The 15,190-nt window shown below is 69.2% G+C and carries 9 protein-coding genes and 2 pseudogenes; 5 read left to right on the top strand and 6 right to left on the bottom strand.

The window, feature by feature from the left end; all coding sequences use genetic code 11:
• Positions 1–142: 142 nt before the first annotated feature.
• Positions 143–2,737 (top strand): Dyp-type peroxidase, encoded by a 2,595-nt coding sequence (locus FLL47_RS36655; protein WP_222106370.1) that lies wholly within the window; start codon positions 143–145, stop codon positions 2,735–2,737.
• Positions 2,734–3,186 carry a cupredoxin domain-containing protein gene (locus tag FLL47_RS36650; protein ID WP_144127258.1) on the top strand — a complete coding sequence of 151 codons (453 nt, stop codon included), beginning with the start codon at positions 2,734–2,736 and terminating at the stop codon, positions 3,184–3,186. The genes FLL47_RS36655 and FLL47_RS36650 overlap by 4 nt, the downstream gene beginning before the upstream one ends.
• A gap of 307 nt (positions 3,187–3,493) precedes the next feature.
• Here the strand turns inward: FLL47_RS36650 and FLL47_RS36645 are convergent.
• Positions 3,494–4,854 (bottom strand): annotated as a pseudogene (locus FLL47_RS36645) (IS1380 family transposase).
• Between the two features lie 201 nt (positions 4,855–5,055).
• Between FLL47_RS36645 and FLL47_RS45270 the strand changes: the two are divergent.
• Positions 5,056–6,376: pseudogene (locus FLL47_RS45270) on the top strand (ISL3 family transposase).
• 13 nt (positions 6,377–6,389) lie between these two features.
• On the opposite strand, the gene FLL47_RS36635 reads toward FLL47_RS45270, so the two are convergent.
• From FLL47_RS36635 to FLL47_RS36615, 5 genes are all read right to left on the bottom strand, one after another.
• On the bottom strand, positions 6,390–7,256 hold the full coding sequence (locus tag FLL47_RS36635) for a DUF4240 domain-containing protein (RefSeq protein WP_186316129.1): 867 nt from the start codon (positions 7,254–7,256) through the stop codon (positions 6,390–6,392).
• 334 nt (positions 7,257–7,590) lie between these two features.
• A complete protein-coding gene (locus FLL47_RS36630) occupies positions 7,591–8,187 on the bottom strand; it encodes a hypothetical protein (protein WP_144127255.1) in 597 nt (198 codons plus the stop codon).
• Positions 8,188–8,191: 4 nt separating this feature from the next.
• Entirely contained in the window at positions 8,192–10,411 is a 2,220-nt protein-coding gene (locus tag FLL47_RS36625; RefSeq protein WP_144127254.1) for an RHS repeat-associated core domain-containing protein, read from the bottom strand.
• Positions 10,368–11,396 (bottom strand): hypothetical protein, encoded by a 1,029-nt coding sequence (locus FLL47_RS36620; protein ID WP_186316128.1) that lies wholly within the window; start codon positions 11,394–11,396, stop codon positions 10,368–10,370. Before FLL47_RS36620 ends, FLL47_RS36625 begins: the two co-directional genes overlap by 44 nt.
• Positions 11,397–11,751: 355 nt before the next feature.
• A complete protein-coding gene (locus tag FLL47_RS36615) occupies positions 11,752–12,693 on the bottom strand; it encodes a DMT family transporter (RefSeq protein ID WP_144127252.1) in 942 nt (313 codons plus the stop codon).
• A gap of 67 nt (positions 12,694–12,760) precedes the next feature.
• Here FLL47_RS36615 and pdxR point away from each other — a divergent pair, with 67 nt between their 5' ends.
• On the top strand, positions 12,761–14,128 hold the full coding sequence (gene pdxR, locus FLL47_RS36610; RefSeq protein WP_246159136.1) for a MocR-like pyridoxine biosynthesis transcription factor PdxR: 1,368 nt from the start codon (positions 12,761–12,763) through the stop codon (positions 14,126–14,128).
• A gap of 94 nt (positions 14,129–14,222) precedes the next feature.
• Positions 14,223–14,897: a class I SAM-dependent methyltransferase gene (locus tag FLL47_RS36605; RefSeq protein WP_222106369.1), complete on the top strand. Its 675-nt coding sequence runs from the start codon at positions 14,223–14,225 to the stop codon at positions 14,895–14,897.
• Positions 14,898–15,190 lie beyond the last annotated feature (293 nt).

The raw sequence follows: 15,190 nt of genomic DNA, 5'->3' as shown, positions 1-15,190 counted from the left end.
CCAGCAATCGCCCGCGGCCGATGCCGAGAGGTCCGGCACACCCGGGAACCGGACGCCACCGACCGCCGACCAACGCTGACCGAGCCGCCATGGCCGGACGGCGCCCCGCGCGCCGCCGGTCGGGCTCGGCGACGGTGCGGTGATGGGGAGGATTGTGGACATCTCGGTGAAGGCGTCGCGTCGTGCGCTGCACTGGCTGCTGGCCGTGGCCGCGGGGCTGGCGGCGGCGCTGCTCCCGACGGGCGCGGCCTGGGCACACGAGGTCGGCGGGGTCGGCGCGACCAACTTCACCACCACGCTGTCCGCGCTGTCGCCCGCCGTGTCCGGCGTCCGCCTGGCCGTGGTCGAGAACGGCTCCCGCCTGGAGCTGCGCAACACCACCGCCCGCGAGGTGGTGGTACGCGGCTACAGCGACGAGCCGTACGCCCGGATCGGCCCCGACGGCGTCTGGCTCAACGACAGCTCGCCCGCCACCTACCTCAACACCGACCGGTTCGCGAGCACGACCGTGCCCGCCGACGCCGACCCGACCGCGGCGCCGCGGTGGCGCAAGATCTCCGACGACACCGTGCACCGCTGGCACGACCACCGCATCCACTGGATGCTCAGCACCCTGCCCACCGCCGTCGCCGCCGCCCCGACGACCGCGCACCGGGTGTCGGACTGGCACGTCGACCTCGACTACGGCGGCACGGTCCTGTCCGCGACCGGATCCCTCGACTGGGCGCCCGGCCCCTCCCCCATCCCCTGGTACCTGCTCGTCGCCGTCGCCGCGCTGCTCGTCGTCGCCGCGGTGTTCACCCGCCGCGCGCACGCGCTGCTCGCCGCCGCGCTGGGCGCGCTGATCGCCGCGGACGTGCTGCACGCGGCCGGCATCGCGCTGGTCACCGCGGGCAACGTGCCCGAACGCATCAGCGCGTTCCTCGGCGACGGCATGACCGGCCTGCTCATCTGGCCGTTCGGCCTGGTCGCGGCGGTGCTGATCGCCAAGCGGGCGACGTTCTTCGGGTTCGTGGCGATGGGCGTGGGCGGGCTGCTGTCGTCGATGATGGCGCTCGACGACGCGCCGGTGTGGTGGCGCTCGTCGGCCCCGTCGGCGCTGCCCGCCGACCTGAACCGCGCAGGCGTCGCCCTGGTCGTCGGGCTCGGCGCGGGCCTGCTGCTGGCGGGCCCGCTGCTGTGGCGGCGTTTCAAGCCCGCGTCCCATCGGACGACCGGCAGCCCGACCTCGACCGCACAGGGCGACCTCGCCGACGGCGACCCGCAGGTCGCCGAGCACCTCGACGGGACCGCGCCGGGCCCGGCCGGAACTCGCGTCACCGGCGAAGCTGCCGAAGGCTTGGCGGCCGACCCAGTGTCAGCGGGCAGCACATCCATTGACAGCGGCATCGCGGGCGAACACGAGAGTGCACCTCCGGTGGTTCTGGGCGCCCGCGCGGCCCGAGCGGCGGCCTCCCCGACGCTCGACGTCACAGCGGAGCCGGAGCAGGCCGGGGCCGCCACCGTGGGCCGCCGTGGCTTCGCCGGAACCCTGGCCGCGGGCGGGGTCGGGGCGATCCTCGGCGCGGCGGGCGGCATCGCCGCAGGCACACCCGGCGAGCCTGTGGCACCGACCGGCGGGACCCCGGCCGAGCCGCTTTCCGGCGTCGGCGCGACCCGGATCGCGTTCCACGGCGAGCGCCAGGCAGGCATCACCACCCCGGCCCGCCCGCAGGCCCGGCTGCGGATCGTCGCGTTCGACCTGGCCGACGGCGTCGACCGGGCCGGGCTGCAGGGCCTGCTGCGCCGCTGGACCCAGGCCGCCGCGCAGCTCAGCCAGGGCCTGCCGCTGGGCGACACCGGCGACGACGTGGTCACCGGCGCGGGCCCGTCCTCGCTCACGGTCACCGTCGGATTCGGGCCGAGTCTGTTCGGCAAGGCGGGCCTGCCGGCCGCCGCCCGGCCCGCCGAACTCACGCCGCTGCCCACGTTCCCCGGCGAGCAGCTGGATCCCGCGCACAGCGACGGCGACCTGTGCCTGCTGGTACACGCCGACGACGCGCTCGTCGCGTTCCGCGCCGCCCGCGCGCTGACCCGGCTGGCCGCGCCGCAGGCCCGGGTGCGCTGGCAGCTCGACGGGTTCAACAACAGCCCCGGCGTCACACCCACCGCCGCCACCGGCCGCAACCTGATGGGGCAGCTCGACGGCACGAACAACCCGCAGCCCACCGACGAGGACTTCACCGCGAAGGTCTACGTCACCGATCCGGCCGCCCCGGCCTGGTTGCGCGGCGGGTCCGTGCTGGTGGTACGCCGCATCCGGATGCTGCTCGACGACTGGGACACCCAGCCGCGGGAGGCTCAGGAGCGGGTCATCGGCCGGCGCAAGGACACCGGCGCGCCGCTCAGCGGTGGCGAGGAGCGCACGCCCGCGAACTTCGGCACGACCACCGGCGACGGCGCGCTGGCCATCCCCGCCGACGCGCACATCCGCCTGGCCACGCCCGCGTTCAACAACGGCGCGGCGATGCTGCGGCGCGGCTACTCGTACAGCGAAGGCGATGCGGCCGGGCTGATCTTCCTGGCCTGGCAGGCCGACCCGCGGCGAGGTTTCATCCCCGTCCAGCAGCGCCTGGCCGCCACCGACGCCCTCAACCGCTTCATCAGGCACGAGACCAGTGCCCTGTTCGCGATGCCGCACGGCGTCGCGCCCGGCGACCACCTCGGCCAGGACCTTTTCGGAGACGATCCGGCATGAGCACACGATTCACCCCACGCGTGCTGGTCCTTCCGGCAGCGCTCGTCCTCACCTTCGCCCTGTCCGGGTGCGCGCTATGGGGTCTGGAGGGCGGACCCGACGCCGAGGGGGCAGCTACACCGCCCGCGGCCGCCACCGCCCCGCCCGCTGCGGCAGCGGTCCAGGGCCCCGACGGCGTACAGCGGATCGAGATCATCGTCGACGACGAACTCCGGCTCACGCCGCAGGTGGTGACGGCGCGACCGGGCCGCATCGAGCTGACGTTCCGCAACACCGGCCTGACCCCCCACGACATCGCGCTGCGCATCCCCGCCGCGACAGGCACCGGCAACATCAACGGCTCCGCCACCGACACCGTCACCGTCGAGGTCACCGAGCCCGGCACCTACCCCATGCCCTGCCTCTACCACGGCACCTCCGGCATGCGCGGCACCCTCGAAATCCGCTGACCTCCGGGATCAAATGTCAGTTGTGGTCGCCGGGGCGATATGAACCCCAAATACATGATCACGACAGCCGGTGAGCTGCGGCGTCCATGATTGTCATGGCAGGTTGACTGGTGTGGTGTGACGGATAGCGTCACGTTGCCGCACGGTCGGAGCCTGCTAACCTCGGTCTTTCGCTAATTGTTGATCGAGGTTGAGATCCGGCCGGTTGATCTTCGAGGGTTGATGCTGCAAGTCGCGGGCGGCGCCGATGACCCGGCGCGATGGCCGGGGTCTTCCAGGAATGCTCGTTGGGCTACGGGGTCGCGTTTCAGGTGATCGGTTGTGGCAGTGCGGCGAGGCGCTCGAAGGCGGTGACCAGGTCGGTGGCCCAGGGCCAGCCCTCGGCGATGCGAAGGCGGGTGCGCCTGGCCGAGCGGGTGATCCGGGCGGCGACGTGCAGCAGCCGGTAGCGCAGCTTCTTGGGCTCGGCGACGGCCATCTCGCCGTTCAGGAGCAGGTGCTGGGTCCAGGCAAGTAAGTCGATGCCGGTCAGCGCGAGTTCCAGCCAGGCCTGGCTGATTGCGAACACGCGGGAGGGGAACCGACCGAAGCCGGTGTCCTTGCCGGTGCGGATGCGATCCTCGACCCGGGCGTGGGCGCGGTGGCGGGCTTCCAGATACTGGATCGACCCGCCGCATACGGGGGTGTCGGTGGCCATGACCTGGTGGCGCATTCCTTCGATGGTGTCGAACAGCGACAGTTGCGCGCCGGGGTGCGGGCGTTCGCGGCGCACGATGAACCGGGTGCCCTGCGGGTAGCCGGCCAGCAGTTCGGCGGGCAACCGGCCGGTGATCTCGCAGATCTCGGCTCCGTCGCGCGGTTCACCATCGGCGTCCAACGCGGGGATCCAGCCGGTGGCGGCGCGGATCGCCTCACGGACCGGTTCGGTGATCGCCACGCCGACGGAGAACCGGATGTCGATGCCCTGCTCACGCAGGCCGCGGATATAGGCCAGGAACCCGTGGGTGCAGCCGGCCGAGTCGCTGCGTACCAGGATCTGCGTGCCGTGCCGGTGGGCGTCGGGAATCTGCGCCAGGGCCTGGTCGAGGACGGTGACGTGGTCGGCTGTGGTGTTCGACCCGGCCCGGCCTTCGCGCAGCAGGCCGGCCAGGGCCTCGCGGGTGCCGTCGAGGAAGCAGAACAGCGGGTGGAACCCGAAGGTCATCTTCCACGTGCGGGTCGCGGACTGCTTCTCCGAGTGGCAGACCACGATCGAGGCGTCGACGTCGAGGACCAGCCCCGCCACCGGCATGCCAGCCGCGGTCGAGCCCGGCAGGCACCCGCGAGTCTCGATCGTCTGCGCCCACGCCAACTCCCGCGCGCTGGCGCGAGCCTGCCGTAGTTGCGTCAACGCCGCAGCGTCCATGCCGGACAGCACCCGCCACGCGGGCGGGTCCGAAGCGACGGCACCGAACAGGCCCGCCTGGTCGGCGATCGCCTCCCCGCCGCCGGCCAGCATCACCGCCAGATCGACCGCGACCCGGCCGGGGTCATGGCCGGACTGCCGCCGCCTCAACAACGCGAGCGCGTCACTGAACGCACTGGTCAGCCCGGTGGCATCGGCGACATCAACCAACAGGCGCGTACCGGCTGTCCGACCACGCCCCGCCCGCCACCACTGACAACGATCTACGGACGTGCTGCGGTAACCTGCATCCGGTGAGTGCCTTCTGTGACGGGCGATCTGGGCCTTAGAGGCTCAACGAAATTGGCGGGGGTCAGCTGACGCGACTGGGTGTCCAGAGTGGACCCCTGCGGTGAAGGTGCCCGCGACTCTCAGTGATCATCTTGTTGTCTACGCAAGTCGATCACAAGTGAAGAGCCGCGGGCATGGAAGATGCTACGACCCGGCTGCTGGGCCTCGACGGCCTGACTGTCACCGGGGTCGCCGACGGGCCGCTCGGCCCGGTCGTTGATCTGATCACCGCTGATGAGCAGGCACGCCGGTGTCCGGTGTCCGGAGTGCGGCACGCCGGCACGCCGGTCGAAGGGCCGGCGGGTGACCCGGCCGCGCGACCTGCCGGTCGGCGGGCGTCCCACCAGGTTGCGTTGGTACAAGCGCCGCTGGCGCTGCGACGAGCCCGGCTGCCTGCGCGCCTCGTTCACCGAGGCCGTGGCCGCCGTCCCGGCCCGCAAAAGGTTGACCACCCGGCTGCGGTCGGCCGCCGGCGCGGCGGTCGCCGACGGTGGGCGCACGATCGTGCAGTCCGCACGAGATCACGACGTGTCGTGGCCGGTGGTGGCCGCGGCGTTCACCACACACGCCGCCGCGGTGCTGCCCGACCAGCCGCAACCGGTGTAGGTGTTGGGCATCGACGAGGTCTGCCGGGGTCGGGCGAAGTGGGAGTTCGACGAGGTCACACAGTCCTGGCGGACCGTCGTCGACCGCTGGCACGTGGGCTTCGTGGACCTGTCCGCCGGGCAGGGCCTGCTCGGGCAGGTCGAGGGCCGCACCGCCCAGGTCGTAGCCGACTGGCTCCTGGCCAGGCCGAAGGCGTGGCGCAAGCAGGTCCGGTTCGTGGCCATCGACATGTGCACGGTGTTCAAGTCCGCGATCCGGCAGGCACTGCCCCACGCCCAACTCGTCGTCGATCATTTTCATGTGGTGCAGCTGGCCAACGCCACGGTGACCGGGGTCCGCCGCCGGGTCACCGTGCAGGTCCGCGGTCGGCGCGGCCGCAAAAGGCAGTCGCGAGTGGGAGCTGCGCAACCGGCTGACCCGCTCAGCGGCCCGGATGGCCGGTGACCAGGTCGCCGAGCTCGAAGGCGAGCTCAAGGGCCTACCGGCGCGGATCGGCGTGCCGATCCTGGCGGCGTGGAACGCCAAGGAGGACCTGCTCGACCTACTCGCATTGGCCCGCACCGACCCGAACCGTGAGGACGTCGCCGACCTGCTCTACTGGTTCTACCGCCGGTGCGCCGAGTCCGGCCTGCCCGAGCTGGAGCGTCTGGCCACCACGGTGCAGACCTGGTGGTCGGAGATCCTGGCGTTCATCCGCACTGGGATCACCGACGCCGGCTCCGAGGGCACCAACCGGGTGATCAAGACCGTAGGCAGGGACGCATACGGCTTCCGCAACCCGTCAACCAGCGGCTACGCACCCGCTGCGCCACTACTCGGCGAAGCCGCGGCCACCTCGACCTCCGCTAACTTCGCTGAGCTCTCATGACCCCAGGCCAGCTGAAAGCAGGATCCGCACGCTCACTAGATGATCAAGTTCGACCGGGTCTGTCTCACGCCACGCATCCCAGCCGTCGCCACGTTTGGTGCGCTCAACCACCTGCGAACAATCCAGGCAACCCCGAAACTCGCGCGTGAGGATCGTCCCGTCCTCGCGACGGCTACTCGAGCCGACCGACTGCGCCAGCAACGCACCACCGCACAGCGGGCATCCTTCGTGAGGATCAGCCTGCGGCACCGCCTTGGCGGGACGTGGTTCGGACGCCCACCGTCCGGGAGGCAGGAGCGCCCAAAGGCGCGGCAGCCGCTCGGGGGCGCGCTCGGCGTCGTCGGCACCGGGTTCCCAGTCCGGCGGCAGAACCTCGCCAGACCCTGCCGACTGAGGGCGGGCATCCAGCGCTTCCCAGAAGGCGTCCTCGTCGCCGCCGCTGATCCCGGCGAACGCGGACGATGCTGCGAAGAGCAGGTCTTCGCTGAAGAGCGCCATCCGCTCACAGCGACCCTCGGCGATGTCGATGACGACGGGGTGACCGGCGAGGGAGTCGGGGTCGGCGAAGATCTGCTCTACGGTCCGGCGCCCCAAGCCGGCGAGCCCAGCCCTGAATGACGAGAAGGCGTCGTCGGAGATGTAACCGGTGATGAGCTGACACGCGACGGCCACCTCCCACGTGTCCAGCCGCGCGATCACCTCGCCCAGGAGGTCGTCGAAGTCGAGGATCTCGTTGCGTGACAACGTCATCAGTCGCGCGACCAGCGCTTCGGCAACCGCGGCCTCGTCAAACGGACCCGTCGCAACGCCCGCATCGTCACGCGCCCGATCCACGATCCACCAGAACTCGTCGATCTCCACCACGACAGTATGCCGATCACTCAACTCGGGCGCGCACCAGCCACAACCGCGAAGACGTCGCCGCTCTGCTCTATCGCTTCTACCGCCGCTGCGCCGAGTCCGGTCTGCCCGAGGTGGAGCGCCTGGCGACCACCGGCCAGACCTCGTAACCGGAGATCCTGGCGCAACCCGTCAACGCACCCGCTGCGCCACGGCGCGCCTACCGTGGCCACCTCAACCCCCGCTAAGTTCGTTGACCCGCCTTAGACAAGTCAGATCTTCCCAGATCAGAGGGCACTTCCTCTTTCTTGATCCACGATGCGGACAGCCCTTACCGAAGGGCCGAGGCTAATCGCTACTCCAATGCGTCGAGAACCCATGCATCGACCTCGCCTACGGTACGCAAAAAATCTTCGCGGCCCAGATGTGTCCCATTAACAGAAATGTAGATCCGAAATTGGCCGTACCTAGCCCAGAAGATCCACATCGCACAGGAATCTATTCCTTTACTCAATGTGTCGTCGATATCTACGCAAAAGGTATCTTTTTCATCTGCCCCGAACTTGATCTCACCATTTACCCCAATAACCTTTGAAGGATAATTCCGTTCAAAGTTGCGGCGGACTGACGACAAATAGTCCCAACGGGCAACTAATTCGTTCCGGCCACGATATATCTCTTGAAAATAGGTAATCCTGCGCTTTCCAGGGGCCAAGGCCGTCCAGACCTCGGTGACCCCAGAGTCTGAACCGTTCGAGGTCTCCAACTTCCACGACTGGGCGGCAAGCACGGTGTTGCGAGCGGGCGACATCACGAGTGCCTTTGTGTCCACGCCCGGATTCTGAGGAAATATCAAAACCCCGCCGACCACAATCATAATGGCGAGGACTAGCACCATACCGAGATACAGTTTACGCATTTTCTTCGGAGCACTCAGACGACGCGGAGGCATGACATCACCTGATCTTTCCCTCGTTTGCTTGGAGGTACGCGCCTTGCTGGCCCATGATGCTCATGTACAAAATCTGTGTAGTAATCTGCTCGGGACGATATCGGCTCTGCAGATCAATGCCAATTTGAGTCGAGATCGCGTCCGATCTTTCAGACTGCCCTGTAACCGGATTTTTAGGGATCGGCAGGTTTACCGACTGCAACATTTCGGAGTCAATGGCCGCTTCTCGACCCACATAGCCGTAGTGCACATTCGAGAAAATGTCATAGAAAATTTCGGCGCCAGTGACCGGATCTACTGCGTATTTCGATCCACCCCACATTGCTTGGATTGTAGGTTTGTGATCCCATTTGCAATCTTTGCACACTAGATGCATAAAGTCATCGAGCGCGTTTATCTGACTTGCCGTCGTTCCACACATACCGAAGAAATATGCCATGAACCCGCATCCGTTGCCCATTTGCCACTCGATATTACCCACATCTGGTCCAGCTGAATTCTTCTGGATCTCAGTAACGGTCAAGGCCAACGCCTTGCAGAGTTCCGATTCCGGTGCCACGGCGCACGGGTCAGTGCCGCCTTGGGTCGACTTCTGCGGAAGCTTCGGAAGCTTAATGACCTGGCGCGTGTGGCTCTTCAAATCACTCGACCGCTTGTCGTCAATGATTAGACTCTGCCCGTCACGGGATGGCTTCACCGTGTACTTGCAGGCGTCATCGCCACACGCTATGAGTCCGCTCGGGTCGCTGTATGTCACAGGGTTGCTATTACTGTAGGCATACGCATTCCATTGCTGGGGATTCTTCAGGTCCATTACTGGGTCCACGGTGATGAAGCGGCCAAGCGTCGGATCATACTCGCGGGCACCGAGGTGGGTCAGGCCAGTGTCGTCGCGTTGGCCTCCTACGTAGCCCTTCCCGCCGACGAACGCAGTCTGCGCCCCTCGGAACTCACCGTAAGGCAAGGTTCGATTGTGGGCCGCCTCGAGGGTGACGGAGTCGATCTGGACCTGCTGGGTACCGTTATGGTCGGCGCAGGTCCACGCGAGACCGCTCGCGCGACGCACAGCGACGGCCTTTCCACCCACCGTGTAGTAGCGGGTGCCGAGCACCGGCCCGCCGTCGGTCCGTAGCTCCAGGTCGGTGCCGCCGAGGTAAAGGGTGGTCTTGCCAGGTGCCCGGCTGAAAAGGCGGTTGCCCTCAGCGTCATATAGATAGCTGCTGTTGTTTGTTCCTTCGGTGAGGGTGGCGAGATGTCCTTCGGGATCCCAGGCGAGGGTCTGATTCACACCAGTCACCGTCTGCCTGGTCAGCGTGTTGCCAGCGCTGTCGTAGGTGAAGTTGCGCGTCGATGTGGCCAGCGGGCCGTTTGCAGTGACGCTTGTCAGCGAGTGCGGTCGGGCCGTATCAGCACCAGGGACCGTGTACGTCCAGGCGGTATCGCCGGAAGCTCCCCTGTCCGTCTGGGTCAGGCGGTTGCCGACCCTGTCAAAGGTCCACTGGCGCCAGTATGGATCGGCTCCCGCTCCGCCAGCAATCGGGGCGGCCGAGCAGTCCCAGGTCGAATTGGTCCAGGCTTCGGTTAAGCGACGCAGGTGGTCGTACTTGAAGCATTCAACCTGGTCTCGGGTGCCGCTCAGCTTACCGGCGATTGCCGTAATGTTGCCGACTGCGTCATAGCCGTAATCCGTGGTGAACTTGTCGTCGAAGGCTCCTGTCGTGGTCTGGTTCTCGGCGTCGATCTGAGTGGTTAGCAGTCGCCCCGTGGCTTCGTCGTGGGTAAATGTCTGGCGCAACTGCTTTCCAGCGTGGCCGTGCAGAGTTTGTGCGGTGGTGCCGTCCCATCGGTAGGTGATGTCGGCGAGGTAGTCGTCTACCCCCTTAACTGCGGTGGGCAGCCCCTGCGTGGTGTAGGTGGTGGTAATGGTCTCTGCGGGCAAACCCCCGACCGTGGGCAGGGCGACCGTGGCGGGCGCGCCGTTGTCCTTGTAGGTCATGGTGGTGGTGTAGTCACCGGCAAGTGCACCGTTCTCGGCCGTAGCTGCGATGGTCGTCCGGGCAGTCAGTGGCCGGTAGGCGTCGTCGTAGGCGTCGATGCGGTTAACGTAGGCAGCGGTGCCGGGCTGGTTGTAGCCGCCGATGTAACGAACCGAATGGGTGAGCTGGCCATTGGCGACGGTGTCATAGAGCCATATACGACCAGGAGAAGCCGCCGGCCGAGCCACCGCCCTGCCACGACGCGGTCTGCGACAGCTGCGTCGCCGCGAACGTGCCCGTCTCAGACGATGCACCCGCCGCCAGCGCCACCATCACACTGCCATCACCGGCGCCCTCAGCCACCGGCGCAGGGCTGCCACTCGGCGCGTCTGCAGCCGGTTCCGGCACGGCCGGGTCGGCGGGCGGGTGCGCGATCTGCGTGTCCTCACCGGTCACCTGCACCGATGGCAGGCCCACCGTCGCCGGGGCCTCCTCGACCGGGGACGGGTCCACCAGCGGATCAGCGTCCGTCGCCGCGGGTGCGGCCATCAGGTCGACATCCGCCGACACGGTCAACGCGGAGGCGTTGTTGACCGACTCCAACCGGGTCCGGCTCTTGCACGCGTCCTTGTCCGGTGTGCTCACCGCGCAATCGGCCAGCAACACCACACCAACCCGCTTGGCCCAATCGCCACCGTACGCATCGTGGAAATCGCCGTAGCCGATCTCCACCCGCACCCGCGCCTGGCCCGACAGCCCATCTGCGCGCGACAGCTTCAACGCCACCGCAGCCCCGGCCCTACCCGCCGCGGCACGGTCAACAACCTCGACCCGCACCTTCTCCGGCGCACCACGCCCCGCCGCCGCATCCGCCAACGCCCGACCCGACTGCACCTCCGACGACGTGTCCACCGACGACACCGTCACCGGCAGTCCACCCACCAAGGCAGTACCGCGACGCCCACCCGACGCCTGCACCGGCAGATCCACCACCGCCGACGCCGCCTGCGGGAAAGACACCGGCGCAGCCCGCCACGGCTTCGGCTGCGTACGCTGCACGCGCTCGCCCTTCACCGCCGACACCTCCACCGACCGGTCCGCCTGCGGCTCACCACCCGTGCCGGCAGCCACCGCCGGCTCCGGCATGAAAGGCAGCAGACCGGCCAGCAGCACCACCGACAACAACGACGGCAGTCGACGACCAAGCGAACGACGGCGCACAGACCCGACCACAACAGCTCCCCCATGTCGAAGATCACGGTGGGGGGAGCCTAGGAAGATCGTCTTCAATGGTCAAGACCACGAATCAGGCATTACATAGCGTGAACTGGACCAACCCACATCGACCTGCAAGCCGAGAACGTGGATGAATGATCAAGTCGCCAATTTCGACGCTGCGTAATTGCCACGCCAATAAGCTGTAGGCCCTCGTAGACGTAGAGCCGGCGCTCGCTCCGTCATCCGCCGGGCTCCACCCCGAGCGACGATCTCCGCCCAACCCCGACCCACCACCCCAAGACACGATGCGCGCTGGTCCTACACCTACGCTGACGGCCAGATGACTCAACAGGGTTGGAACGGTTGGGATTCATCCATCGAGCCGTTTGGCGAGCCGGTGGACCCCCGATAGGCGCCAGCGCCGGCCCGCACTGGTTGTGCTGTTCGTTGTCGCGCCGAGGACCAGTCCGTTCGCGACAACGAGTACGCCCAGGACCTGGGTGAGGCCGGGCAGGGTGTGGTCCTGGAGGGAGGCGGCGACCAGGGTGGCCGCGGGCACGACGCCGGTGAACATGCCCGCCCGTTCGACGCCGAGTTTGCCCATCCCGGTGAACCACGCCACGAACGCCACCACGGTCATCATCACGGCCAGGTAGAGCAGCGTCAGCGTCTCGGTCGCGGTCGGCGGGCGCAGCCGGCCCACCTCGCCGGTGGCCAGAGTCGCGACGACCAGCATCGGCACCGCCAGCGCGCAGCTCCACGCCGACACCCGCACCGCCCCGAGCCGGGGCAGCACGTCCGCGGCGAGCAGCGAGAACATCACCTCGCAGACGAGCGTGCCCAGGGCGGCGAGGGTGCCGACGGTGTCCGCCACGCCGGTGCCGTGGACCAGCGTGGTGCCCCCGACGACGATCAGCGCCGCCACCACGAGTCGGGCGGCGGGGCGCTCGCGGCGCAGCAGCGGCCCGGTGAGCGCAAGGCCGAGCGGCGCGGCCCCGACCACGGTGCCGACGACGGCCGGGTCGGCGTGTTCGAGCGCGGTCAGCAGCAGCGTGTTGAACAGCGCGAGGCCGAACAGGGCGACCCCGGCCAGCACCAGCAGGTCGCGGCGGCAAGGGCGCACGGGCACGCCCCGCAGTCGTGGGAACAGCCGCAACAGCGCGGCCAGCAGGATGGCGGCCAGCGCGTACCGCATGGTCTGGCCGGTGAGCATCGGGTAGTCAAGCAGGAGCCGGCTCAGGCTGAACGAGCCGCCGAGGATGATCATGCCAAAGGTGCACAGGGCCGCACCGGCGAGGCTGTCACGGTTCACGTCCTGACGCTAAGGTTCGGATTGGTATCCCATACAGGGCCACTTGCCGCACCGAATCGAGGACCAATTGGCGGTACGCGAAGCGCTGGTCGACCTGGACCGGGCCCGCCCCGGTGTCGGCGAGCGGCTGACCGGGGCGCTGCGGGACGCCATCGCCCAGCAGCGCATCCCGCCCGGCACCCGGCTGCCGTCCAGCCGGGACCTCGCGGCCGACCTCGGCGTGTCCCGCGGGCTCGTGGTGAGCGCCTACGAGCAGCTCGTGGCCGAGGGCCGGCTGGTGAGCCGCCGCGGCTCCGGCACCGTCGTCGCGCCGGCCGCCGCCGCGGCGACCGACCACGGACACCCGTCGGCCACGCCCGCGCCGTCCGGTGTCGCAGCCCTGCGCCCCGGCGTGCCGGACCTGGGCATGTTCCCGCGGGCTGCATGGCGGCGGGCGTACGAGCGGGCGCTGACCTCGGCCCTGGACTCCGATCTGGACTACACCGACCCGGCCGGCGTGCCACGGCTGCGCGCCGAGCTCGCGAGCTACCTCGGCCGGGTCCGCGCGGCCCGGGTCGGCGCGGACGCGGTCGTGGTCACCACCGGCGCGGCCCAGGCCCTGAGCCTGCTCGGCCGGGTGCTGGCGGCACGCGGCATGGACGTGGTCGGCGTCGAGGATCCGGGCAGCGCGGGCATCCGCGACCACCTGCTCGCGCACGGGCTGCGCCTGCGGCCGGTGCCCGTCGACGACCGAGGGCTGGTGGTGTCCGCGCTGGGTGACGTGCAGGCGGTGTTCGTGACGCCCGCGCACCAGTTCCCGGTCGGCGCCGTGCTGGCCCCGGAGCGCCGGGCCGACCTGATCGCCTGGGCACGGCGAACCGGCGGCCTGATCATCGAGGACGACTACGACGCCGAGTTCCGCTACGACCGCGAGCCGGTCGGCTGCCTGCAGGGGCTCGCCCCGGAGGTGGTCGCGCTGGTCGGCTCGGCCAGCAAGGCACTCGCGCCGGGCCTGCGGCGGGGCTGGCTGGTCCCGCCGCCGGCCTGGCTGGCCGCGGTGCGCCGGGCCAAGTGCGACGCGGACATGGGCGGTTCGGCCCTGGAGCAGCTCGCCTTCGCCGAACTCCTCGGCAGCGGCGGCTACGACCGGCACCTGCGGCGCGCCCGCAGGGCTCAGCGGACCCGCCGCGACGCGCTGGTCGCGGCACTGCGACGGCACCTCCCGCAGGTCCGCGTCTCCGGCATCGCCGCGGGCCTGCACCTGGTGGCCGAGCTCCCGGCCGGCGTCGACGACCGCACGCTGGTCGCCCGGGCCCGCGCCGCCGGGCTGGGTCCGCTGGCCCTGTCCGACCTGCGCCTCGGCACCACGGGCCCGCCCGGCCTGGTGCTCGGCTACGCCGCGCAGTCCCCCGACGAACTGGCCGCGGCCGTGGCGACGCTGGCGGGTCTGCTGTAACGACCCTGGTGCCGCACGCTCATAACACATCGGCGTCCATGATCACCTGGTGGTCCGTGATCGTCTCATCCCACGGCGGTGGCAATCTGATCGTGTGTCACGCCCCTCCGGTCCTGCCGAGCACTGGCAGTCCGTCTACCATCGCACCGCCTCGCACCAGGTCAGCTGGTACCAGGCCGAGTCCGCCATGTCGTTGCGGCTCATCGAGTCGGCCGGCCCCGGCCGCTCCGTCATCGACGTCGGAGCCGGCGCCTCCACCCTCGTGGACGCGCTGCTCGAGCGCGGCTACACCGACGTGACCGTGCTGGACATCGCCCCGTCCGCGCTCGAGGTCGCCCGGCAGCGGGTCGGCGCGCGCTCCGGTGCCGCGCACTGGATGAACCGCGACCTGCTCACGTGGGCGCCGCTGCGGCACTACGACGTGTGGCACGACCGCGCGGTGTTCCACTTCCTCACCGACCCGGCCGACCGCGACCGCTACCGCCGCGTGCTCGACGCCGCCGTCGCGCCCGGCGGCCAGGTCGTCATCGGCGTGTTCTCCGAGGCCGGCCCCGAGACGTGCTCGGGCCTGCCGGTGGCTCGTTTCCACCAGGAGAGCCTGGCCGTGCAGTTCCCCGGCTTCCAGGTGGTGCAGGTCGAGCGCGAGCACCACTACACCCCGAGCGGCGAGTTGCAGCCGTTCCTGTGGCTGCGGCTGGCGCGTACGCCCGGAACCGGCCCGTCGGAGTGGCGGCCCGAGCCGGCACCGCGGCCCGGACGCCTTTACTGATCATTCGTGATCCGCGGAGCGGTCGCTCCGCGGATCACGGGCGGCTGACCGTCGCCTGCTGCTGCGGAGGCGGTCGCGGCCACCCCAAAGGCGCGGAGGTCACGGGCGAGGGACCGTCGTGCTTGGACTCTGCGCGCTAGGGTGCGAACTGTCGTTCGGTCTTGCTAAGCGAGCCTGAGTTTGTGGGTGTCTGGCTGGCCTTGGTGCGGGCTGGCGTGGTGATGGCGGTTGTTGTCGGTGGTGCTCGTTACGCTGGATGTCCTATCTCGACCGGGGGGTTTGGTGTCGGTGGG

Source organism: Catellatospora sichuanensis (assembly GCF_007483665.1).
GTDB lineage: Bacteria > Actinomycetota > Actinomycetes > Mycobacteriales > Micromonosporaceae > Catellatospora > Catellatospora sichuanensis.
The sequence above is the reverse complement of the archived record's forward strand: the minus strand, read 5'-3'. Positions and strand labels throughout refer to the sequence as shown.